General features: G+C 39.9%; 27 protein-coding genes. All 27 read right to left on the bottom strand.

What is annotated here, in order from left to right:
• Window positions 1–47: 47 nt before the first annotated feature.
• The 27 genes from ACZ42W_RS07770 to ACZ42W_RS07640 all read right to left on the bottom strand — a co-directional run bounded on the left by ACZ42W_RS07770 (window position 48) and on the right by ACZ42W_RS07640 (window position 23,636).
• Window positions 48–638, bottom strand: a complete 591-nt coding sequence (locus ACZ42W_RS07770; protein WP_464169730.1) for a GNAT family N-acetyltransferase — start codon at window positions 636–638, stop codon at window positions 48–50.
• Between the two features lie 71 nt (window positions 639–709).
• On the bottom strand, window positions 710–1,561 hold the full coding sequence (locus tag ACZ42W_RS07765) for a hypothetical protein (protein ID WP_464169729.1): 852 nt from the start codon (window positions 1,559–1,561) through the stop codon (window positions 710–712).
• Between the two features lie 113 nt (window positions 1,562–1,674).
• The gene (locus ACZ42W_RS07760; RefSeq protein WP_464169727.1) at window positions 1,675–2,181 is read right to left on the bottom strand and encodes an NUDIX hydrolase; all 507 of its coding nucleotides are present in this window, start codon (window positions 2,179–2,181) and stop codon (window positions 1,675–1,677) included.
• A gap of 230 nt (window positions 2,182–2,411) precedes the next feature.
• Window positions 2,412–3,071, bottom strand: coding sequence for an epoxyqueuosine reductase (locus ACZ42W_RS07755; protein WP_464169725.1), 660 nt, complete (start codon window positions 3,069–3,071; stop codon window positions 2,412–2,414).
• Window positions 3,072–3,400: 329 nt separating this feature from the next.
• Entirely contained in the window at window positions 3,401–3,778 is a 378-nt protein-coding gene (locus ACZ42W_RS07750) for a hypothetical protein (protein WP_464169724.1), read from the bottom strand.
• A 239-nt stretch (window positions 3,779–4,017) separates the two neighbouring features.
• Window positions 4,018–4,812, bottom strand: coding sequence for a hypothetical protein (locus ACZ42W_RS07745; protein WP_464169723.1), 795 nt, complete (start codon window positions 4,810–4,812; stop codon window positions 4,018–4,020).
• A 297-nt stretch (window positions 4,813–5,109) separates the two neighbouring features.
• Window positions 5,110–5,370 carry a DUF3795 domain-containing protein gene (locus ACZ42W_RS07740; protein WP_464170906.1) on the bottom strand — a complete coding sequence of 87 codons (261 nt, stop codon included), beginning with the start codon at window positions 5,368–5,370 and terminating at the stop codon, window positions 5,110–5,112.
• On the bottom strand, window positions 5,363–5,734 hold the full coding sequence (locus ACZ42W_RS07735) for an MmcQ/YjbR family DNA-binding protein (protein ID WP_464169721.1): 372 nt from the start codon (window positions 5,732–5,734) through the stop codon (window positions 5,363–5,365). Before ACZ42W_RS07735 ends, ACZ42W_RS07740 begins: the two co-directional genes overlap by 8 nt.
• A 582-nt stretch (window positions 5,735–6,316) precedes the next feature.
• Window positions 6,317–6,877 (bottom strand): hypothetical protein, encoded by a 561-nt coding sequence (locus tag ACZ42W_RS07730; RefSeq protein WP_464169719.1) that lies wholly within the window; start codon window positions 6,875–6,877, stop codon window positions 6,317–6,319.
• A 273-nt stretch (window positions 6,878–7,150) separates the two neighbouring features.
• Window positions 7,151–7,723 carry a hypothetical protein gene (locus ACZ42W_RS07725; protein ID WP_464169717.1) on the bottom strand — a complete coding sequence of 191 codons (573 nt, stop codon included), beginning with the start codon at window positions 7,721–7,723 and terminating at the stop codon, window positions 7,151–7,153.
• 261 nt (window positions 7,724–7,984) lie between these two features.
• Window positions 7,985–8,449: a hypothetical protein gene (locus tag ACZ42W_RS07720; RefSeq protein WP_464169716.1), complete on the bottom strand. Its 465-nt coding sequence runs from the start codon at window positions 8,447–8,449 to the stop codon at window positions 7,985–7,987.
• 261 nt (window positions 8,450–8,710) lie between these two features.
• The gene (locus ACZ42W_RS07715) at window positions 8,711–9,115 is read right to left on the bottom strand and encodes a hypothetical protein (RefSeq protein WP_464169714.1); all 405 of its coding nucleotides are present in this window, start codon (window positions 9,113–9,115) and stop codon (window positions 8,711–8,713) included.
• Between the two features lie 278 nt (window positions 9,116–9,393).
• The gene (locus ACZ42W_RS07710) at window positions 9,394–10,014 is read right to left on the bottom strand and encodes a hypothetical protein (protein WP_464169712.1); all 621 of its coding nucleotides are present in this window, start codon (window positions 10,012–10,014) and stop codon (window positions 9,394–9,396) included.
• Window positions 10,015–10,229: 215 nt separating this feature from the next.
• The gene (locus ACZ42W_RS07705; RefSeq protein ID WP_464169710.1) at window positions 10,230–10,763 is read right to left on the bottom strand and encodes a cysteine hydrolase family protein; all 534 of its coding nucleotides are present in this window, start codon (window positions 10,761–10,763) and stop codon (window positions 10,230–10,232) included.
• Between the two features lie 296 nt (window positions 10,764–11,059).
• Window positions 11,060–11,818 carry an IS21-like element helper ATPase IstB gene (gene istB, locus ACZ42W_RS07700; RefSeq protein WP_464169708.1) on the bottom strand — a complete coding sequence of 253 codons (759 nt, stop codon included), beginning with the start codon at window positions 11,816–11,818 and terminating at the stop codon, window positions 11,060–11,062.
• Window positions 11,819–11,830: 12 nt separating this feature from the next.
• The gene (gene istA, locus ACZ42W_RS07695) at window positions 11,831–13,375 is read right to left on the bottom strand and encodes an IS21 family transposase (protein ID WP_464167118.1); all 1,545 of its coding nucleotides are present in this window, start codon (window positions 13,373–13,375) and stop codon (window positions 11,831–11,833) included.
• A gap of 866 nt (window positions 13,376–14,241) precedes the next feature.
• A complete protein-coding gene (locus tag ACZ42W_RS07690; RefSeq protein ID WP_464169706.1) occupies window positions 14,242–14,859 on the bottom strand; it encodes a DUF2975 domain-containing protein in 618 nt (205 codons plus the stop codon).
• 319 nt (window positions 14,860–15,178) lie between these two features.
• On the bottom strand, window positions 15,179–15,595 hold the full coding sequence (locus ACZ42W_RS07685) for a deoxycytidylate deaminase (RefSeq protein ID WP_464169704.1): 417 nt from the start codon (window positions 15,593–15,595) through the stop codon (window positions 15,179–15,181).
• Window positions 15,596–15,726: 131 nt separating this feature from the next.
• Window positions 15,727–16,257: a DUF5680 domain-containing protein gene (locus tag ACZ42W_RS07680; protein WP_464169703.1), complete on the bottom strand. Its 531-nt coding sequence runs from the start codon at window positions 16,255–16,257 to the stop codon at window positions 15,727–15,729.
• Between the two features lie 249 nt (window positions 16,258–16,506).
• Window positions 16,507–16,860 carry a hypothetical protein gene (locus tag ACZ42W_RS07675; RefSeq protein ID WP_464169701.1) on the bottom strand — a complete coding sequence of 118 codons (354 nt, stop codon included), beginning with the start codon at window positions 16,858–16,860 and terminating at the stop codon, window positions 16,507–16,509.
• A gap of 196 nt (window positions 16,861–17,056) precedes the next feature.
• Complete coding sequence (locus ACZ42W_RS07670) at window positions 17,057–17,671, bottom strand: class I SAM-dependent methyltransferase (RefSeq protein WP_464169699.1); 615 nt, start codon at window positions 17,669–17,671, stop codon at window positions 17,057–17,059.
• A gap of 204 nt (window positions 17,672–17,875) precedes the next feature.
• Complete coding sequence (locus tag ACZ42W_RS07665; RefSeq protein ID WP_464169697.1) at window positions 17,876–18,271, bottom strand: PaaI family thioesterase; 396 nt, start codon at window positions 18,269–18,271, stop codon at window positions 17,876–17,878.
• Window positions 18,272–18,476: 205 nt separating this feature from the next.
• Window positions 18,477–19,058 carry a hypothetical protein gene (locus ACZ42W_RS07660; protein WP_464169696.1) on the bottom strand — a complete coding sequence of 194 codons (582 nt, stop codon included), beginning with the start codon at window positions 19,056–19,058 and terminating at the stop codon, window positions 18,477–18,479.
• Between the two features lie 282 nt (window positions 19,059–19,340).
• Complete coding sequence (gene ltrA, locus ACZ42W_RS07655) at window positions 19,341–20,750, bottom strand: group II intron reverse transcriptase/maturase (RefSeq protein ID WP_464168457.1); 1,410 nt, start codon at window positions 20,748–20,750, stop codon at window positions 19,341–19,343.
• Between the two features lie 179 nt (window positions 20,751–20,929).
• Window positions 20,930–21,061, bottom strand: coding sequence for a hypothetical protein (locus ACZ42W_RS07650; RefSeq protein WP_464168455.1), 132 nt, complete (start codon window positions 21,059–21,061; stop codon window positions 20,930–20,932).
• Between the two features lie 255 nt (window positions 21,062–21,316).
• Window positions 21,317–21,913, bottom strand: coding sequence for a hypothetical protein (locus ACZ42W_RS07645; protein ID WP_464169694.1), 597 nt, complete (start codon window positions 21,911–21,913; stop codon window positions 21,317–21,319).
• 439 nt (window positions 21,914–22,352) lie between these two features.
• A complete protein-coding gene (locus tag ACZ42W_RS07640) occupies window positions 22,353–23,636 on the bottom strand; it encodes an IS110 family RNA-guided transposase (RefSeq protein WP_464165940.1) in 1,284 nt (427 codons plus the stop codon).
• Between the last annotated feature and the right edge of the window lie 85 nt (window positions 23,637–23,721).

The following is a 23,721-nucleotide window of genomic DNA, read 5'->3' as shown; positions in this document are numbered from 1 at the left end:
TGCATATTTGCAAAGTTACAGGAAAACGCTGTTATGCGATGTTGCATTTAATCTTCACATGCGAATCTCATCAATATCTCATTTCGCGAATTTCTATCAATTTCTGTAAAGCCGAGGGACTTGTAAACCGATACGATCCCTGTAAAGCCAGCAAAACCAGTTAACTTTTTGTCTGGTTCAATGGGATAACCCTCTATAACTTTTGCTCCTTGTGAAAGAGCATATTGCATTGCTTTCTCAACAAGTATTTTCATTAAACCCTTACGCCTAAACTTTTCCTCCACGTAAAAACACACAATAGACCATGTATTTTTATCTTCATCCCTATTAAGTTGCCAATACCTATGAAGGGCTTGATAACACTCTCTCGGACCTACCGAGCACCATCCTATGGGCTCGCCGCCTATATAGGCTAAAAAACCCGGTGCCCGTCCTGACCCAACAAGTTCCTTCATTGCCGCCTTATTAAGTTCACCGGTTTGTTCCTCAAATTGCTCTTCCGGTAACCTCCACCACATACACCAGCAGCCGCCGTCTGCACCGTGTTCACCAAATAGTTTTTCAAATTCTGACCAGTGTTCAGGCGTAAGAGGACAAAACCTAATACCCTCAACTGATTCCCACTCTCTCTGCATCATATCTCATCTCCAATCCAATTTCGCATAACGTTTAGGGATTCCCGCAGCGTCCCAACCACATTCATCATCCTCTAGTTGCGGGAATCCTGTGTTATGCGATGCGCAGCGGCTTTCTTAATCGTAGGAAATGGAATAATACCATAATCAGACAACCTAACTTTATCTTTTAAATCATTCCACTTGCTTATTAATTGCTCTGCCCATTTCTGATACTGGTCTTCATCGGAATAAATCGTAATTGCAGTGTTTCTAGCAATGAAAAAGATAGAGTTCAAAGAAATAGTTAATATTGTTGCTTTTGTTGAAAGATCTTCCTCCCGCGTATCTGGAAGAGAGATTAATGGGTAACCACTATCACTATATTCGTAGCCTAGGATTTTATCTTTTGCTCCAACTGTATGCCTTAAGGGAATCGGATTACTATGTTTTAAACTACACAAAAAAGTATAGGATATACTAATTGTTTCGATATGATGCAACAGTTCCTCTTGACTAAATTCTTTCCCAATTAGATTGAGTACTGCTTCTTCTTTAATCATCTTTTTAGGTCGCCACACAAATTCTTGAGAATTGTCATGATTGAGAAATGTTTCGGCTCGCTCTTCGTTATCTAGTATGAAATTCGAGTAAAGTCTTATCTCAAATAGGCCACTTGCAACAGTAGCTGCCTGACTTGTATATCCTTTAAGTATAAGTAATGATGTAGCTCGTAAAGAATTCAGGCCTTGTTTCAGTAGCATGTGTTGTAAGAGACAGGCTTTTGTGTTCTCTTTAGTCTTCGATAGCTCAACGATATTTGGGATAAACTCCAAAATCCAATCGATAGTCTCTAGGTATATAGAAAGCTTAGTCGCAAGTTCAATCTCAGCTACTTTTTCAATTTTATCCATAAGTCTCACAAATTTGGTCTCAGGATTATTCATTAAAATTCACATCCATTCAGCTGCGTTTCGCATAACGTTCTGGGCATTCACGAAGCGTCGCAACCACATTCATCTTTCCCAGTTTCGTGAATGCCGTGTTATACGATGGGCGGTTAAGAATTGCTTACACGGTCTATCTTTAAATACCGTTTTAGTATTGGTACATGTGATGGAAAAAAGTTTTCTGGATTGTTGGTTAGTAGTTCGACCAATTCATTAATAGAAATCCACCTTATGTTCTTTGATTCGTCCGATTCGGTAAATGGAACACCTTTAGTTTTGCAAATGAACGCATGTACGATTATTGGATAGTTACCATAAATACATTGAACAATAGTAAATGGGGTATAGTTCATGATTCTTTGACCATTCATCTCATAAACTGTTGCCTCACTTTGTCCAATCACACTAACTACTTCTAAGCCAGTTTCTTCTTTGATTTCTCTCCTAAGGCAATCATAAATATTTTCGAATTCTCTCACTCGTCCAGCCGGTAATTCAATTAGCCCTTCTTCTTTTGGTGCACCTTCCTTAGAACGGTTTTGTATCAAAATATATTCTTGTCCATCCACTGTTTTTTCTATTATTCCTGCCGCTGCAGGTTTAGCGAAAATCTCCATATTCGTCCCTCGTATCTCAATATCCTAGGTTTATCTTAGCCTGTCGTATAACGTCTCGCAGGTTCCCGCTGCGCCCTTACCGCATTCATCTATTCTAAGTGGCGGGAACGTGCTGTTATACGAAGCCGTACGCCCCCGAATTCAGAGGCCGCCACGGACGGCGGCTCCTCGAACCACTTGCGAGACCTTAGTGCATTAATAAGAATAATGCGAAGCAATTTAATATAATTTCATATTCCAAAGGGACATGATACCATACACAATCCACAAGAATTTTTTCTATGATGTGTTTTTAAATAAAGGCTTCTTTTCTGGTTGCATAACCTAAAGTCAATTAATTTGCTACGTTTTGTGCCTATATTCCATTGATGACCAGATAATGCATTATGCGGACAAGCATTAACGCATATATTACAGGCTGGTGGACATTTACTCTCGGAAATAGGATTACCTATCGGCAAATCACTGTTGATTAATATGGCAGATAACCTTACTCGTGGCCCATACTTTTCTGTAATCAAAACATCATTCTTACCTATCCACCCTAAACCTGCATTGACGCTTGCAAATTTAAATGAGAATGGTGCAATGAGTGTTTCTTCACTCTTTTGTGAAACTGGTGGTATATAATACTGTATTTTATATGTTTTAAATAGAGTGGTAATCTCGTCAAGTAATACATCGGTATATTCTCGTGCTTTACAAATTAAACTATCAAACTTCTCTTCTTTGTAATTGTTTATACTTAATAATTCCTTATGAGGAACAGCAAAAACTAATGCACATTTATAATCTGATTTAAATTCACTAAAATCCAAATTAGAAATTCCAAATAGAATGCGAGAATCCTTCTTAAAAACTTCCAAAATAACATTGTATAGGTCAATCATAATGTTGCTCCTTTTTGATACAATGTTACCGTACTTCGCATTATCCTACTAATGCACAGTATAACTTCTACGATGCAACTCTCAAGATAATCCGCGCATGGACGCGCGGCCCTGCGTACGGTTCCGTATAACGTTTCGCAGGTTCCCGCTGCGTCCTAGCCGCATTCATCTCTTCTAAGTGGCGGGAACCTGCTGTTCTACGACGTATCGTGCCCCTAACTCAGACAGCGCCACGGACGGCGCTGCCTTGGACGTTCACCTGCAGGATTCTAAGTCACAAAATAAGAAAAATAAGCATTAATTTCATGCCATGAATTATGCTAATAATCTTATGAATTTATTATTGTAACAAAAAAGCATACTGCAATAATAGCAGAAAAAGGTGTCATTATGAGGCGTTCCTTTTTACTTTTTGAAAATGCATTCATTAGAGTATTGACACATAAGTAAAAAGCAAAAAAGTAGGCAATCCCTTTGGTAATGTTCTGAGGTAATCCTGTTGAAAAAACACCTCCCGTCTGCATTAACACAACAATGGCAAATAATAGCGGTATGATGGATATTGCACAGGCAATACGATATTGTGTAGGTAATACTTGATATTTTCCACCCATTGCTAACTCACCGAATGGAAAACCAAAAACCAATAACAAATATAAAATCATTATCCACAGCAATAAAAAACTACCTATAAACGCTGTTATCATAAAGTCCTCCCCTTCACTCTTTTCTACAAACGCGAAGGAATACACCAGATTTTTTCATCCGCGCCAAGGATAGCGCGGCCTTTGCACGATATGTCGTAGAACGTCCCGCAGGTTCCCGCTGCGCCCTAACCACATGCATCATCCTCCAAGTGGCGGGAACGTGCTGTTATCTGATGTGCGGCGGGCCCGCGAAGCCAGAGCGCCACGGACGGCGCACCTTAAACAACTGTTTTCTCAGGTTAAAACTGCTTCTCTACAGAATTCACAATAAATTCATTCAGATTTAGAAGCTTTCTTTTTCCTCTATTGCCCTTTGTTTTGCTCATATTGCCTGTTTCATCTGTTTTTTTAATTATGTAATCTCCAGTGAGTAAGTTATAGTCTTCCTCATCAGCATTATCTTTTGTAGTTGTACCTGTAAAGTATGATCCAAGTGTAGCCCCAATTAAGTACCAACCATCATCTTGAAATCTAAATCTATATAGTTTGTACCATCTCCAATTACTTCCACCATAAAAACTTAGTAGAATTGATCCTCTATCAACGGAAATGCTTTCGAAAGGATCTCCCCATACTCCACCTTCGTTTGCTCTCATAATCGCCGTAGCTGTCTTAATAGATAATGTATACGATTTATCCTTGTCTTGAACAATAACAAAGAGTATTCTTGGAAACGAACTATCCTTATCTCCTTTTTTCTCAATTACTGCTGCTATATCGGGCAAAAAATCCTTGTTCAAATCGCCTTCAACAGAATTTTTGATTTTCCACCCCTCTGGAATAAAGCCTTCTAAATTCTTACCATTCTTGGGAAGTGTAGGATTATTGTCATTAGCAGGATTCTGAATGTTTGTAGAAGCGTTAGAAGTAACAATTGGTTTTTCTTCTTTGACTGTCTCTTCCTTATTACCTATTTCGGCCTGTCGAACTGTATCTGTTTCTTGATTTTGATTCTGTAATTTAGTTTCCTTAGCCGGACTACACCCTGTCAAAAGCAATATAAAAACTGCTACAAGAACAATTCTTCTAGTCACAGTAACCCCCCTCCCAAATTCTTAAAATTATAGCCCAGATGGCCTTACGGCGAGCCATGGAGGGCGAGCGTTCTTTTCCTCCGCATTTCAGATAACGTCCTGAGGGTTTGCGACGTCGGGTTACTACATTCATATTCTCTCCGATGTCGCAAACCCTCTGTTAGGCGGCGGGCCATGCCCCTTGATTCAGAGACGACCAAGGACGGGAGTCCCTTGAACGTCCCCACGAGCTGTATTGATGCATTAAATAAGAAGAATGTGAATTGATATAACACAAAAATGCTCTTATGGCAAACACTATTTACATGCCCATTGTTTGCATTGTTCTATTCTTTTACCATTATCGCCTTGCTCCTTATCATAGGAAAATTGTGTTAATAAATCGCAAGGAAAAACTTCACACTTTCCGCAATACTCTAAAGTCTTGCTTTCACAGCAAGATTTTACAGGACATTGCTCTCCCCAAAAAGGCTTTGCAATATTTACACAACCGTTGCATTTCATGGGCTCTCTATATTCGCACTCACTACATAAAATTCCACATCGTGACTCAATCATCATTATTTCCTCCAATAATTTCTTTAATTGTCTTTTTACTTAATTTTCCCAATACCAATTCATATGACATATCTATCATCTGCTTTAAAACAGCATCAGGTACATCACCATCTAAATACAAAGAATTCCAGTATTCTTTATTCATATAATAGCCAGCTACTATATGTTGATATTGTTTTCGCAAGGATTGCGTAAATAGTGGATCGCATTTCAAGGTAATAATCGCTTTTTTAGCTTTATCGCCACCTTGCATGGCGAACATTTTCCCTCCGACGAGGTATCTTGTTGCGTTCCATTCTACCTTAAAGTCTTTTTCTGATCCTTTTTTAGTAAGGCAGTATTCATCAAGCCATTCATATTTCATAGAAATCCTCCCTCGCTTTCCATTACCCTACAATTGTTCATTAATAAACTTCAATAACAACCCTTACAAATCCGGGCAAGGATGCCCAGCCTCCCACATGGTCTGTCGCCTAACGGACGGGGATTCCCGCAGCGTCATGACCACATTCATCATCTTCTAGTTGCGGGAATCTTGTGTTATACGCCGTGGAGATTCCCCATACTGACGACCACAATGGAATACCAGTAACTGACTGCCCCGCCCGTTCCAATATTAGCCTTCCTTATTCTTTCATTGAAATCTCCAGTTATTGCGCCCCAGATGAAATCCCCAAATTAATGATAGTTACTCAATTCGAGACCCTATATAAAAGACTTCTAGCCTACGTCTTATATACCTCTTTTCCAGATTTCTTTCTAAAAACCAACCCCAACGGAGGCTCTTAAGTTCAGACCCAATGGCGTATAACGTCCCGAGGGTTTGCGACGCGTCCCAACCGCTTTCATCTTGGTAAAGTGTCGCAAAACCTTTGTTATATGACGTGTCCAGCCCACAAGGAATACGCAAGCAATATTGACCTAATTGACATCTCAGACTGTTCTATTAATTCAAATTTAGGTTAAACATTTTAGTGTCTGATGTTACCTTGGTAATATACCAAGTTGTTTTGTTTTGTTGTACAGATACCTTTACTAAATCATCCCCAGCATTACCTGTAGATGATGCCAAATTAAAACGTATTTCATATGTACCTAAATTTTCACTAAACCCTGTGTTTGTAATATTAAAGTCATTCACCCAAGGGCTTGATGCCCCTGTCACCCAACCATTTCCAGCGAATTCCTGTCTCATCTTTACTTGTAATTCGGGAGACAATACGGCAAATTGTAACGCCCCATTCCTAGTTTTTACTCCTCGTGCCCAACTTTCTACTGCCTCATTAGCAGTCTGTGGTGATAATGAAAATTGCAACATATCGATTTGCCTTTTCAATTCGGACAGTTGTTTATCATTCTCCGAACTTGCGGAGGTTGCAAACGTAACATCACTTTTAGTTGCCAAGTCCCTATTATCATAGCTAGCCTTATTAGTTGAGCATCCAACCGACACAGATAGCACAATAAGCAATGTGAAAATTACAACTACTAACCCCTTAATAAGCATATCATTTCTCCTTCGGCTAAGTAATCTTAAAATCTATGCGATTAACTTCGTAACTTTAGCCTAAATAGGACATGTCATATAACGTTCTAGGTGTTCCCGTAGCGCCATACTACATTCATATTGGCAAAGTTACGGGAACACTGTGTTATATGACGTTTCCTGCCCCACAAAACCAGAGCGTCATGGACGGCGCGTCCCAATCGCAAATATAAAAGTGTCTGGAATGTTGGTATATATAGTTTCAAATTCCATATATTCATTTAAGCCTTTAACCTACACTCCATTAATAAAGTATTCGCTAATGTCTTTATTATCTTTATCTTTGAAAATTACTTTAGGATAGACGATGTCTTGATATGTCTGTAAAAAATATTCTTGATCCGAAATATCTTCCTTTATAATTTCATCACTATTTACCTTTTTAACCTCATAACTATTGGCCTTAAAGTCTTTATTGTATCCGTATACAACTATAAAGTTATTACTTGAGCTAGGTCTAGTAAAATTAGTCATCATTCCATGAAGGGATCGGCTCTTACTTTTACTTGATTCGTAAGTTGGTTTATAAAACAATCCGCCTATTTTTTCTTCAAAAACCTGAACATGCGTCTCAATTTTGGGACCCATTACTGGGGTACACAAAATAATTACAAAGTTCTTTTTATCATAAGTTACCTTTAACTCTTTTTGTACAGCTAATTCTTTGCCAACTAATTGTTGTAAGTATTTGATGTTGTTTTGCTCGAATACATATTTGTCTGAATACTGAATTAGTGTAACAATTGCAATAATCACTAACCCAAAGAGTAATATTATAACGGTTTTAGGAAGAATCCTTTTCTTCATTACTACCTCCTCCGCAGATTTAAGAAGAAAGTTTATAATCCTTCTTTCTAAACCATATGTACCCCCCTCATTTTAAGTGCTTCACATTTTCCTACAGTGCGAAATCGGATTTCTTGCTCCTCTCGACCAAATCCCGCCATGGACGGCGGGCGATCCTGCATGAAATGTCATATAACGTTTTTGTGTTCCCGTAGCGCCATTCTACATTCATATTGGCAAAGTTACGGGAACATATTGTTATGTGACGTCGCCCTTAATGGTTCAATGATTACTGGACCATTTTTCTAAACTAATTGTCTTCTCGGTTATGACTTTAACGGACTTTATGTGAGGATTTAGTTTTATAATATCTTCTTTGGATAAGCCTGCAGCATTAAAATCCAGCGTACCGCTCACACTAATAAATGATTTTGGAGATATGCTTTTATTAACAGGTACTTGTAACGACTTATTTACAAGACGTACTTCAAATTCACTCGGTAAAACCAGCTGAATTTCGTTGATAAGTACTTCTTCTTCATCATTATTAGCTAAGTTTATGTTGTAAAAATATCTTTGTAAGTCATGATTACCCTCTTTATCTACTATCCCTCCTAACCCTGAGTTCATCGAAGAAATTTCGATTGCAGGTCTTTGAACGTCGGATGTACTCCCCGTCTTAGAACAACCCATAAGAATGAAGGTCAAAAAAATAACCGTAAGTAAAAAACGATAACTTGACTTCATGAACATACACACCCCTATCCCTGTTGATCCTAAGAACTTTCGTTGCAATGTCACATAACGTTCAAGAGTTCCCGCAGCGTCCCAACCACATTCATCATTCTCCAGTTGCGGGAACTCTGTGTTATCCGATGCCGTACGCCCCCAAATTCAGAGGCCGCCAGGACGGCGGCCCCTTGAGCCTCGTATCATTAAATACGCAATACATGAATAAAGCGAACCAACGTCAGATAATCCTTGATGAATTAGTCTTTAAACACTTAATCACCAAACTTTATACTTACCAATTACAGTCTTTCCGTCAGAAGCATACAGTGATATATATTTATGACCACTTGCCTTTTCCTCTTCCTGTTTTTTCATATAAGCTATTGCCTCTTCTGGATTATTAGGTTGTTCTCCCCACATATCTTTTAATTTTAAATATCCTTCAGTCACATCTTCTCCTTTTGCTAAAACCAAATCTGGCTCTTTACCTGGAGTGTTGACATCTACCAAACTTCCATATGTCTCTCCGTTTTGGTTCACTTGAAATTTAGGTTCAACTGAAGGGTGAAGAATGTTTGCTATTGCGGGTATATCATCGAATGCAAAAATACCTGCCATAAAAACGACTACAAAGCCAAACCCGAGTAATACTTTCTTTAAACGTACCTGTTTAATCCTCATCTAGTTGACCTCCTTCACGTTTTTATTTATATAATCAATATAACATTCTTAAACATCCTAGAAGTCCTTCAATTTAGTAAATATGCAAATCCTAAAACCTCTTCACTTCGCATCATCTTACAAATGCGCACTTTCCACTACTAATTCCGTAATCCGCGCATGGACGCGCGGCAATTGCGTACGGTTTCGGATAACGTTCTAGGCATTCACGAAGCGTCCTAACCGCATTCATCTTGACAAGTTTCGTGAATGCCTTGTTATACGCTGTTGACCGGCCCCTAAGGCTGACTTATTGGTCCCCTATTAGCAAGTTCCTCTGCCCGTTTCTTAATTCCTAACATACACTTTCGCATCATCACAATATCACCGATGTCGAGTAGCACCGAAAAAATTATTGTCGGTGAAAACCAACTATATTTTAGTCGGACACGTGTAATTAATCGAGTTTGTTTCGTACCGACCGGATAAAGGCTCCAACACCAGGTACTATTATTTTTAAGATCTCCCCACAACATCCAATAAGGAGATGAGAAATCTTTTACGTACATTCCCATTTTTCCGTTTGGACTGAAAGGTATCAATTGACCAATTTCGAAGTGTTGATATTCTGGAATAATTCTATCGGCACTTGGAATCCCTAGGTTGTCAACCCAATCATAACTGTACCATCCGGCCCGCCTACATCCAATCTGTACTAACCACGGCCAAATGTCCTCGGGTCGAGCTTCAACGGTAACCGCACGGGTAGCATTGAAATGAGGATTGCTTACAACATCGTCACCTGGAATATAACGTTGTACTTCATCATCCGTGGCGCCCCACCTCAATTGCCAAGGTCGATAGAGTAAGAAGTATATAAGTAGTACAATTAACACTACACCGGTAATTATGTACGTCAAGTATCCATTCCCCACTTTCTTGGATTACTGAACTTAATGATTTTACAAAACACACATGCATCGGTCAATGGCGTATAACGTTAGGGCATTTACGAAGCGTCATATACCTTCATTTTTGCTAGTTTCGTGAATGCCGTGTTATACGATGCCGTACGCCCCCAGAGATTGACATGGACGGCCACCCTTTGAGCACCCCTTAAATTTTTAACTATATGTTAAACGGTTAATCTTTTAATGACATTCTGTATATTTTCTACTGTAGCAAATCTATTATTAAATATATTAAAGTTATAATGCTCATATAAATCCTCTGCAAATATATTTCCATTATTAAATGTTGTGTTTGTCTTTTCTGGAATAATTACCTTAAACCCATACTCAAAAGCAACTCTACAAGTTGTATCTATACAATATTCTGTTTGCATACCTGTAATTATTAATTGATTTATACCTTTACTATCCAGATACTCTTTTAAAATAGTCTCCTTGAAAGCAGAACAATAATTTTTGGTTATTACCGTTTCACCCGTATTTGGACTTATATCTTTATAGATCTTCCACCCGGGGGAACAAGGTTCCAATTCGCCACCGATTTTATCATTATGTTGAATATATATTACTTCTACGCCATTTTCTCTGGATGTTTTAATTAATCTTTTTATATTACTTATGACTTCCTCTATTGCGAAAGGTTTCGCTAATACCAATGCATTTTGAACATCGACAACCAGAAGAGCATTGTTTTTCATTATCCCATCTCCTTATATAAACTTAGTGCAGACTAATAGAACGCTTCGCTATATCTTACCAATGCGAAATCGCTACAAAGTTATTCTTTAGAAAATAGACCCATAACTGATCCTTTACGTACGGTATCGTATAACGTCTTGCGATTCCTGGTTATTCTCGTTAATTCAGACCGGTGTTCTTATGTTATCCGGCCATTCATTGCCAAAACATCCGGACACCGTTCCTACGGTATCCGGCCATCATTCTTATTTTATCCGGCCAAAGGCCGGTACCTCTGCATGGAGTGTATCATAGATTATTTAGTTGTTCCATCACCTCCTTCATTCTGTGAATTATGAGGTCTTAAACTGGGTCCTTTTAGCTCTACTCGATGGGAATTGTTAATCAACCTATCCAATATTGCGTCTGCAATGGTTGCATCTTCAAAGACGCTATGCCACTTTGCCACGGGTAGTTGAGAAGATATCGCAATGGATTTTTTACCGTGACGATCATCAACGACTTCAAGGAGATCCCGGCAGGCACCTGGATCAAGGGAGGCCATCCCAAAGTCATCCAAGATGAGTAAATCTGGTTTTTTTAAGTCATTAAGTATCCGGTTGTAGGAACCGTCCCCTCTACCAATTGCCAAATCAGTTAAGAGTCTGTTTACCCTGTAAGAGCGAACCTTTAGGCTTTTCCTGCAGGCAGCATTGCCAAAGGCACTGATGAGGTAAGTTTTGCCCGTTCCGGTTGCTCCAGTGACGATGAGATTTCTGCCCTCTTTAATCCAGACACAATCAGCAAGCCGGAGTAAGGTTGCTTTATCCAGATTCCTTTTCGAGTCAAAGTTAATGTTTTCAAGATTTGCAGAGGGTTCTCGCAGATTGGCTTCCCGCAGTAATCTCTGTAATCGGTTATTAGTCCTAGCTAGCCATTCAGCATCGACAACCATAGCCAGTCTCTCATCAAAGGGAAGGACTGCATTTGCAGGTAGCTCTACCTGCCTTCGGTATTCCTGCTCCATTGCTCGTAGTTTCATTCGGTTCAGCTTATCGAGGGTTTGGTTAATCATCTCATCCACCTCCTAAACATAGGCTTTAGAACCGCGTAAATTTTCATGGAGAGGGGTGGGCTTGCCCATCGAGGAGGTGAAAACTTTATCCTGACCATTCTTAAGGATGGTGGTTATGGTGGTATAAGAGCAAGATTTCATAGCGATGGCTTTAACGCAAGCAGCTTCCAGCCGTTCGTTGCCGTATTTCTTTGAGCATTGTAATATTCCCATACAAGAGCGATATGCCTGTTCTTCGGCAATTTGTGAAGACAACAGATGATCAATTGTGGCATACGTTTGCTCACCGATGTTCCTGGCCCACATGCGGTATTTGGCACCATCAAAATGGTTGGTATCATATTGGTGACGGTGATGGGGTGGCATATGGTTAAGATGCGTTACATATCTTGATCCCGTTTGACGCCTTTGATGGAGAGCCACACGCTCTCTATTCTCGTTAAGGATTTCTATGGTTGTTGCAGTGGCTCTAAGGGTTACCATTTGTTTGCTTAAGCAATGGGGCACCGAATAATGAAAACCATCGTACTCGACATGGTAATTTGACGGTGTTCTACGCACGATGTAATCGGCATACTCAAACTGGGTGTAAGGTAAGGGGCGAAGAGCAGGTTTATCCAGTGCTTCAAAAACACTTTCTCGACTACCCTTGCGTTTTTGAAAAGGTCGTTTAACCAACTCTTTCACACGGTACTGTATTTCGGTATTAAGGGATTCAAAACTAAAGAACCGTTTACCGCGCAGCCATTCTAATAGCCAGGTTTCCAGCCAACCCACACTACTTTCTACAGCTGCCTTATCTTGAGGCTCACGGACTCTTGCCGGTAATATGGCCACTTCGTAGTGCTTTGCAAATTCCCAGTAGGATCGATTGATGGCCGGATCATAGTAACTGGGTTTTGTCGTGGCCGTTTTGCAATTGTCCGGTACAATGACTCGTGGAACACCGCCTAAATATCTCAGGGCATTTACATGGGCAAGCAGCCATTTATCTAATTTTTCATCGGGAAAGGCTTCTACATAGGGGTAGGAACTGTCTCCCAGGGTTGCCACAAAGAAATGAGCTTTGAGTATTTCTCCAGTGGAAGTGTCGACGACACAACTTAGGGTATCACCCATCCAGTCTACAAATAGTTCTTTACCGGGTTCACGATTCTGAACCATAATTACGTTTTTGCCGGTCTCGTTTTTCCAGTCAAGATAACGATGACAAAAGCGGCTATAGCTTAGACCATGGGTATTTTCTGCTTTGTATTCTTCCCATAGATATTGCAAGTTAAGTCGCTTATTGGTTTGCAAACGCTCGTGGATACTGGACCAATCCGGATCTCCTTTTATGGGATGACTGAAACTGTTTGGATAAAGCAACCTCTTAATTTCATCATTGGTCATTTTTGCTGCGACATCGTATTGAAGTTTACAATTCCGGCAGCGTTTCTGAATTTCTCCTACTGTGGATTTGCCGCATTTTACACTTTGAGCAATATCTCGTTGAGAATAACCCTGCTCTGTGAGTCTCAAGATTTCTATGATTTTCACTGGTTCTTCGCACCTCATCTTCTTCCTCCCGTACACATAGTGACTATATTGTACAGGAGTTCATTTTTCTGAGGTACCAATTTTATTGGCCGCATAGTTCAAGAGAAGTGGCCGCATGTGACAAGAACTTTGGCCGGATGTCACAGGATTGCTGGACGAATGGCGCAAGAATACTCAATTCCCGCAGCGTCTTAACCACATGCATCTTTGCCAGTTGTGGGAATCGCGTGTTATACGCTGTAGCGGGTTAAGCTTCTTAATAGCTTGCGTTCTGAATATGTCAGTTGTTAAAAGAGCCTTTATATCGAAGTGTTCCAAAGCATCTACTCCTAGTGCTCTACTATATAAATTCGAAACTGCAAATCGTAGATTTCATTAGTTTGGCGTGCTATCTCAGACATAACCGACTAAGTTTTTCACGTTAACTTTCGTTTATTGCTATTTGAGCTGTGACTGAATTCTTTTATTCTACAATTGAAATGCGGAGTCATCAGGTTATACGTCTGGATAATGAGGAATAATTCATAATCCAGTAGATAAACATTCCTATTACTGGAAGTGTAAAGGCAATTCCTAGCCAAAGAATAGGATAAATGCTCAGTGACGGATCTTTTAAATTCTGTGAATCTTTATAGACTAAAATAGTTAACCAAACATGAGTTGCGATCAAAATTATGGACCATATAATCATGTATAGCTGAACAAATTCCATCTATTTCATCCCCCATTCAAATAAGACCTAGCTATGGCGTATAACGTTTATGAATTCCCGCAGCGTCCCAACCACATGCATCATCCACTAAGTTGCAGGAATTCTGTGTTATACGCAGCGGGCGGCAAAGAAATTCTTGCATAATCGTATCCGATGGATAGGTAAACACATCTTACATTTTTGTGTCAATTTCATTTTGAAGGTAAACCCCATATTTGAATATATCAGCTATGACAAGAATAAGACCGCCAATTAATACTCCACTTAAATGAATATTTGATAAATCTAAAACAAATATCTTAGTAACAAAAATCGAGTACAAAACATTTGATAGTATATCAGCCGCTACAGAATAGATTACTATTGAATAAGAAAGTTTTTTAAGTCTTTCCACATTATCCATAGTAAATGGGGGGAACTCATTAGATATAGAGCAAAGAATTTTTACAACCTGGTTTAATCCATATAAAACAAGAGATTCTTTAAGGAGAATAGAAATTACGCTAATTAAAACAGCATGCTTAGCATTAAACACATTACTATCTAAAGGTTGTATAAACTTAAATGGAATATCAATGAAGAAAGAGGAACCATTGATGAAGTCATAAGTTATATGCCAGTTCAAATTTCCTCTAACCGCATTAAATCTTTCTGGTAAAGCAAAAAATATAATTACTAGAACTATAAGTCCAGTAAAGAAAAGTATAATTGCTAATTTTAAAATAAGTTTTAGTACCTTCTCAATCGTATATGCCCTCTTCTTAATTAGAATTATATTTTCCTTACTCATAATATCCCCTCCACCAAAAATGAATCTAGATATAATGATTTTCATTATAACCAGCTTGAGTTTGGGTAACTTCCCGCTAGAAATAGACACCTAATAATTCAAACTCAAATTATAATTACCCAGCCCGTTTGCGTATAACGTTTTTGTGTTCCCGCAGCGTCCCAACCACATCCATCATCCTCTAGTTGCGGGAACACTGTGTTATCTGATGCCACGGCAAATACTTACACTCACGTCTCTTACACCTTGCATTATTAAGAATCAACTCACTTTTATACCTTGTAAGGTTATACTGTAAACCTAAATAACTTTTTATTGTTTATCGTTCAGTTGGTAAATGAATGACTTCAACCCATGGTGCGAGCGAGAACCAGTCGAAATCCAAATGATAGTCCCTTGCAAACACCACTCTTCTTATTCCTGATGAAATGATTAACTTAGAGCATTCAGCACATGGGCGATCCGTAATATATATGGTTGCATCACTTCTCTCCTCAGGGCTACATTCCAATAGCGCATTTACTTCAGCATGAATTGTCCGTACACAGTGTTCATTAATGATTAAACATCCTTCATCTGTGCAATGTGGTAGTCCTGCCGCACTCCCGTTATAACCAGTGCCTTTTATCCTTCTATCTTTAACTATTACGGCTCCCACACTACGTCTTGGGCAGGTACTTCTGCTGGCCACTTGATAAGCAATATCTAAAAAGTATAAATCCCAATCTTTTCGCATGGCACACTTCCCTCCTTAAAATTTAATAAAAAAACTCTCTTTATATAGGACCAAGTGGTTTCGGATAACGTTTAGGAGTTCCCGCAGCATCCCAACCACATGCATCATCCTCTAGTTGCGGGAACTCTGTGTTATATGTCGTTTGCACGTTCTTGCTCTTTCAAATAGCCGGCTGATACTTGGGTCGCCACTAACGTGCCTTGGTAATAGATTTCCTCTATTTGCAAAATTGCATTGAGATTATCACTAAACCTACTTTGATAATCAAAATTGCCATCTTTATAGGAATAATCCGCTACCAAGTTCCCTACACAATCGAATAAATGCTTACCTCTACCTTTCTTCAAGAATCCATAAATCTCCTTTTTAGAAACAGTAGCATTATCCAAGACGTAACCTACATAATCACATGACCAGATTGGTTTACTCTGATCATTAATGTAGATGTACTCAACTCCGCTATATGGATTAAAACCGCGGTATGAATCAGTATACAGATAATTACCATGTTCGAGTTCAAAGTCCCAATCATAAATGTCACCAGGTACGTACGGGTTGTAAGTTGAACTTTTCTTAATGTAACACTCGGTACGTCCGATAATGAGAAGGTCAAAAATTTCAGACCTAGTCACAAAAACCACCTGCCAATATACTCTAAACATTGTATTTAAACTAAAAACAATGACAGCTAAAACCTACTCCGATATGCGAATGACATATAACGTTTAGGGATTCCCGACGCGCCCTAACCACATCCATCATCCTCCAAGTGTCGGGAATGCCATGTTATATGAAGCGACCGCCGTATCAGTTTATTTCCTTGGCTCGATTAGACCCCAAACTGACAGCCGCAGCGCCCTTCCCAACCTGACGACCCTGAAAATATAACACTCTTTTAAGAAAAAAGCGTATCATACCTTTGGTGGAACTTGTTTATGATAATGATCATTCAGTTTTTCAATCCTCTCTGCATACTCCTCATGCGTAAAATAACCAATTTCTTTCAACTCATTAAGAACTTTCGAATATTTCTTATATTGTAGCCTATCTTTATTTTTAACACTTTTACTATGGTATAGTTCAATTATTTCTTCAAGTTCGACATTAGTTAAAACTTCAATATCTCGTAACTTAACCAATCCAACATCATCTTCATCATTTTCTAGTTCTATTGTTTTAGATATCAATGGGTTTATCGCTAACCTTACTGCTGAATAAATGATGATGAAGAGTATGAAGAATAGAATTACGTAAATAAAAACCATTACCTAACCTCCTTTAATCTCGTGGAAAGGAAAAATCAAATACATTTGCGTTAATTTATACGTAATCCTCATTTACGAAATGTATCAAAACTAGTTCACCTAGCCGAAATAGATTCCAGGGCTCAAGATCAGTCGTTTCATATAACGTCAGTTTCGGGAATCCTGTGTTATATGATACCCCTCTCTTTCATAGCGCTTAAACAATTAACACCCCAGCGCACGATGAAACCTGGGTATAAGTTGAATTGAGCATTCTCTTTCTCAATTTTTCCGTTATATCATCAGCTACCATATAAATCTCATCTTCATCCCAGCCTTTGGTATTCTCTCTACATTGTTTCATCTCGTTCTTTGTCTGAAACGCTATGTCTGCAATAATGATATTACCATTCTCTTCCAAGCTGTTTTTTAGTTGTGCAATAAAATCAATCTTCTTATTATCATCAAGATGATGAATCGCATATGACGAAATTATGTAGTTAAATTTCATCTGCTGTAATTCAATCGGGAGATCGTTTGTAAAGTCATGACATAAGAATTGGCCCTTAGGCATATTTCGTCTTGCCAATTCCAACATTTTGGGTGAAAAGTCAATTCCATAGATCTCTGCACCCTTGTTATACAACTCTCTAGTGAGCAAGCCAGTTCCAACACCAATATCTAAAATCCTAATGCCTTTGGACAAATTGACGCAACGATTAACGAAAGAAAGCACTTCGTAATACCCCTCGAACGGATAGCCTTCACTTAAACTTGAAATGGACTCATCATATTCCCCAGCCCAATTATCAAACCCTATACTACTTAACATCTGAAGCCTCCTCTAACTAAAATAAACTATTAGAATTACATACAAGCGGGGTGTCATATAACGTTTAGGCATAACCGCAGCGTCCCAACCACACGCATATTAGCAAAGTTGAGGTAATGCCGTGTTAGCTGATGTCGGACCCCCGCAATTCAGGGGCTTCCATGGACAGAAATCTTTTATCTCAATTACTTAAAATCATATCGCTTATGCTTTTCGATATCCCGTTGTGGATATACTCGCCACAAGATTTCCTTTGTCATCGTTGACGGTAATATCATAAAAGCAAATACTCTTTGCGTTTTTTACACACTTAGCTTCTGCAAATAGAATAGGACCTTTTGTTGCATTGATATAGCTAATTTGACTTGATAGTGACACCGTCAGTTCATTATCACAGTTTGCTGCTATTGCAAAAACAAAATCAGCTAAGGTAAATATCGCACCGCCCATAACAAACCCTGCAGCATTTAAATGGTTTTCGCTAATCAAAAGACTACACTTTGCGTAATTCACATGAACTTCTTCAATGATTATTCCTGTAGTTTTAGTTGCATATAGATCGTTGCTAAATCTTTCAATTGCTTGTTGTTTGTAATCCATCTTTCATCCACCAATCTTTTGTAAACTAACTTCATACCTATCAATAATACAACTTTTCAGCTAATATATCCGCTCCATAGAAGGCACCCTATCATCCGATTTCAGCTAACGTTTAGGAGTTCCCGCAGCGTCCCAACCACATTCATCATCCTCTAGTTGCGGGAACTCCGTGTTAGGCGACGGACGACCCAATCTCAAACCTTCATTATTTTCTACTTTTTTCTCCGAACATAATATCTGGATGTAAGTCTTTACTAAGATCAATTTCCTGCGAATCTATAACTTCGCCTTTTTCTGAACTTCCCTCTATATTTAATACTTTATCATTATGACTTGGAAATACAAACCAAATTCGGGTATCTAGGTTACTCACAATTTTAGCCTCATAATAATTTCCTCTGCTTACGTTAGTAACTTTAACTTTCTGTATTTTATTATTTTGAAGTTCTCCCCATATCAATGGAGAATTTATGCCTGACACCTGTTCAATGTATTGTCCCGTTAAACCACCAAATCCGCCACCCCAGACCCACTTCCACCCTAAAAGGCCTCTCCGGACGAAATCTGATCGCAATGTGTAGCTGTTTTCCGTTCCTTTCTTCGAAAAAAGAACCACCTGATCTTCGATCGGTTCAACATGAATCGTTTGACCAATTATCCCCCACTGGTTTTTAAGTGCATCTTCAATGGATGCTGTAGCTAATGAAGGAGTGGAAAATGACTTAAGTAAAAAACCGCTTATAAAAGCTACTAAGACCAAAGATATCCCAAGAACAATTCTTTTCATATTTTCACTTCCCAAAAAAATTCTTGTATCCATGCAGAAGTATGTCTGTCGCCTAACGTCTCGAGTATTCCTGACGTTGCCGTCCCCTCAGGGTTGGCACGGCATTTGCCTCCTTATATTTTGCCCAGATGCAAATGCCGTGCCAAAGGCTATGTCGGGAATACTCTGTTATCCGGAGCCGTACGCCCACAATCGGGTAGGAGGCTGACCATTATTTGATCAGCCGACCTCCCACACCACCGTACGTACCGTTCGGTATACGGCGGTTCCAAAGTTTACACGTTACTTTGCAAAATATATTTGATTAAAACTGAGATATCCGGCACGCTCAATTCGTTTGTTGGATAGGGCTATCAGTAAAATCTGGCTATGGGCTATTCGCCAATAGCCTTTTCTTGTGTTTGCCCACATCCATGCTTGCTCTTCTCTAATCCCAAGTTTCTTGAGGTTTTCGCCGCGCGTGCGTATTCTCTTCCATCGTTTCCATGTGACCATCCGTATGCGGCTTCTCAGCCATTCATCTAGTGTTCTAAGTAGGCTCTTTGCGTCAGCTAGCTTAAAGTAATTCGTCCAGCCTCGCACTATCTGATTGAGTTTCATTTTCCTTTCTTCGATTCCCATTCCGTTACTTCGTCCAGTCATTTCTCGGATTTTATCCTTCAGTTTTTGGATGCTTTTCGGGTGGATTCTCAAACGTCCTTCTCCTTTGTGCATATAAAAGCCATGTCCTAGAAACTTTACCTCTTTGACATGTGCCACTTTTGTTTTCTCCCTGTTTACTCTGAGGAATAGCTTCCCTTCGATGTACGGAAGAATATGGTCTAGGGTCCGCTGCGCCGCTTTCTTGCTCCTGCAGAAAATCATCATATCATCTGCATAGCGCACAAAGCGGTGTCCACGTCTTTCTAGCTCGTGGTCACAGACGTTCAGCATGATGTTTCCAAGTAATGGACTCAGTGGACCCCCTTGTGGGACGCCCTCTGGACTTTCTTCGAATAATCCATCGACCATGACTCCTGCTCTGAGGAATTTATAGATTAAGGATATAACTCTTCCATCTTTTATCGTTTCCGATAGGATTTGGATGAGTTTGCTTTGGTTGACCGTGTCAAAGTATTTCTCTAGGTCCATGTCTACTACGTAGACATAACCATCAGCAATGTGTCTTTGACACTCTCTTAGTGCATCATGGGCACTTCGGTTAGGTCGAAATCCATAGCTGTTGTCTGAGAATTGCTTCTCGAAGATTGGCGAGAGCTCTTGGGTTACGGCTTGTTGGATGAGCCTGTCCACGACGGTGGGGATTCCCAGTTTTCTCATTTTCCCGTTCTCTTTGAGTATTTCTACTCTCCGTACGGGTTTTGGACGGTATTTCCCGTCCCAGAGAGATTGTAGAAGTTCATCCTTGTGTTCTCTCAGGAAGGGCAGAAGTTCATCCACCTGCATACCGTCGATTCCACCTGCACCTTTGTTCCTCTTCACTTGCTTGTAGGCTCGATTCAAGTTCTCGGCATTAAGGATTTCCTCCACCAGTTTCTCTGTTTGCTCGTTGGTGTTAGTGCTGTCGGTTTCGGTCATCTTTGGTGGCGCGCACACTTCTACATATTCTTTCTGTTCCGCAGATACCTTTTGCAGATAGTCTTCAAAACGAAGTTGTCTGTGTTTTAAATTACCACTTTCAGTAACTTTCATTGACCCACACCTCCTTTGGTTCGGCCCTTCCGTCGGTGTCTAGAGCACCTCTGTACTATGGCTTCTGCTGACTCCTCACGATAAATCTTGTTTCAACCAGGTTTCTTACTCTGTTTCCGCCTGTCTGTGAGGTCTCCCACGGTAAGACGATTCACTTTCATTCCATGTACCCGCAACATTTACGCTAACGTGTCCGTGTAGCTTTTGGGCTTCGGCTTGGATCGCAGTCTTGCCCCACGTTTTGCGCCTGATATTGTTCGTGTTCCTCGGGTCGGAACTTTGCCGCCGGCTTCCTTCAGATTCCACCTCACGATGGACACCCTTGCCTTAAGCTAATGGTTGGTCGCTACATACCCCCATAACGGACTTTCACCGTCTAGTTAATCGTCATGCGTGGCGCACGATTCAGAGGCCACCATGGACGGTGGCCCCTTTTGAGACCTTCATCAGATTTGTTTAGCATTAAAAGAAGATTGCGTATTAACATAGCTTCTTACATCATCCCTTAGTCACCATGGATTTACGGATTTGATAGTAGCACCGATTGCATTTTGAAGTTGACTATTTTACTTTCTTCTTTCGATCTTAGCTTGGAGTTCACTTTTAGACAGAGCATAGTCAGCTGGAGATAGACGGAGTTCATAAACCTTTTTATCCTTCTCCTGTAACAGATCAACAGTTTGGGATGATATATTATTTTCTCTCAAGGTTACTATAGTTTGAACCGCGACCGATGCCATATCGGCGTCCCCAGTTAAAATAAGACTAATTCCACCAAATTCTCCTCCACTTGGAGATATGCCCCAACTTGAGACTTTTTCGATAGAGCTTTTTATGTCACTTTGGTTAAATAAAGCTGCGACTTTGGAGCTCGATTGAGCCGTTCTTTTCATGCCTCCATAATAGTCAGAAACCTCTTTTGTATGGGAATTCTTGCCGACACGGAAGTGTATCGAGTCATCTAAGCAGGTTACATCAGCAAAGTAGTTACCATAGAGTGGATCATACTTTACAATGCCAACAGTGAATTTTTGCTCAGGGTACTTATTCCCCAAATGTGTTTTGAACTCAGACCTCATATTCATGGTGTATAATAACCATGTTAAAATAAGTACGAGTACCACTGAGATACTGATTAGAAGAACTTTCTGTATTCTACTCATTTTTTCCCTCTCACTCTTATTTCGTAATATCCTCCCTATAATATCTTGTGATTTTCTTCAGTTTTCTCTTGTTTTCATAGAATTTCTAACTTGCCAAAATAACTCACCATGGATAGAATTCGCATAGAATGCATAATTCAGAGAAACTGAGTATGGCAAAGCCAACGTCTGCTGTTTTTTATATGTTGGCCGTTGTAAACCCACTATACTCACGGTGGTAAACCTCCCATGTCTAACAGGGTCAAGATTATTACATCTGCCCTAAATTCCTTCGTTCCACCTATCCATGATTGGGTGTCAGTAATGCTACAAGACCGAGTCTTTGCTCTAATGGATAATATGTTGACTGACTACCAGCTCTTTTGTCTTGCTAGATTATGATCTGAGTACATTCTGTGGTGACGCCTACCAACAGAACTGTTTACTTTTGCGTTTTCTGTTATGCTGCTAAATACTCAACGGGACGATGAATGTCATTAATTAGTTTTTGCGGGTCGTAGTCTATGCCTTTCGTTAATATTGCATAGAATACCCGAATCAGTTTACAGCTTAAGGCGATTAGCGATTGTTTCTTCTTTAGAGGATTCTTTTTCCTGGTCGTGTAATAGTTGTGTATCTCTGCAAACTCTGTGTTGTTAGCGACTAGGGGCATCACCGCTTGAAATAGAATTGCCCGCAGTCGCGCTCGCCCCCGTTTGCTGATCGTGGTCTGTCCTTTGTGCTTGCCCGAGCTACTTTCTCGCAAGGCTAAGCCTGCAAGTTTTTGGATCTGCTTTGGAGAATTAAAGCGTCTAATGTCTCCAACCTCAGAGAGAAATCCAGCGACTGTAACAAGACCCACACCTTTAATTTCAAGCAGCTTTGCTACTTCTGGTATTTGCCTGCACAACTCATCGATGACCTCTGTGACAGATTGATATTGTGCCGCTTTATTGTGATAGTCTTGGAGTAATAGCTTGATTTCCATTCGGGAACAAGACTCTCCTTCGGTGCAGCCAATACTCTCTTGAGCAGCTTCATACAGGCTCTTAGCCCTTTTCATACCCACTGCCCTCAGTTTGTTGTCTCTCCAAATTCGGTTTATTCCTTCTGCTCCAAGTTTTTCAATATCGCTGGGTAGCGGGGCTTCTTGTAGTACCAGCATGCTACTTGTGGTATCAAACTTTCCAAACACCGTTTCATGCTCGGGAAAGTATATTTTAAGCCACCGCTGAATGCGATTTTTTATGCTGTTCATGTCTTTTTGTATACGCATTCTGCAAGCCGTCGCTATTCGCAGTTCTGCGAATACCCCTTCCGGAATGTAAGGCTCATTGTATCTACCCTCAATTACCAGCTTTGCGATAGTTTTGGGATCTTTGGCATCAGTTTTACTCGGGTGATTGTCATCAAGTTCTTTACTACGCTTTACGTGGAATGGGTTTACCAGGACTAGTTTGATGCTTTGTTCTTTTAGGTATGATGCTAGACCAAACCAGTAATGGCCGGTTGGCTCTGCACCTACCAATATGAAGTCCTTTCGTGTCTTCTTTTTTAGCCGTTCAATCCAAGCATTGAAGTCCTTGAATCCCTCTGCACTGTTTGTAAACTTGAAGACTTTGCCTAACTCTACTCCTCGCCAGTCGAAAGCTCTGGCATAATGAAGTTCGCTGGCTATGTCCACGCCGATGACGATACTATTTTCAGATAGTTGATTTAGTTTCTCATTTTGTGTAAAATTCACCTGGATGACCTCCGTTATTTTTTGATTGGATCTGTTGGCCAACAGTCCGTCCTCTCAAAGTTTAACGTGAGGTCATCTTTTTTTC

The organism is Desulfitobacterium elongatum (genome assembly GCF_055378975.1).
The sequence above is the reverse complement of the archived record's forward strand: the minus strand, read 5'-3'. Positions and strand labels throughout refer to the sequence as shown.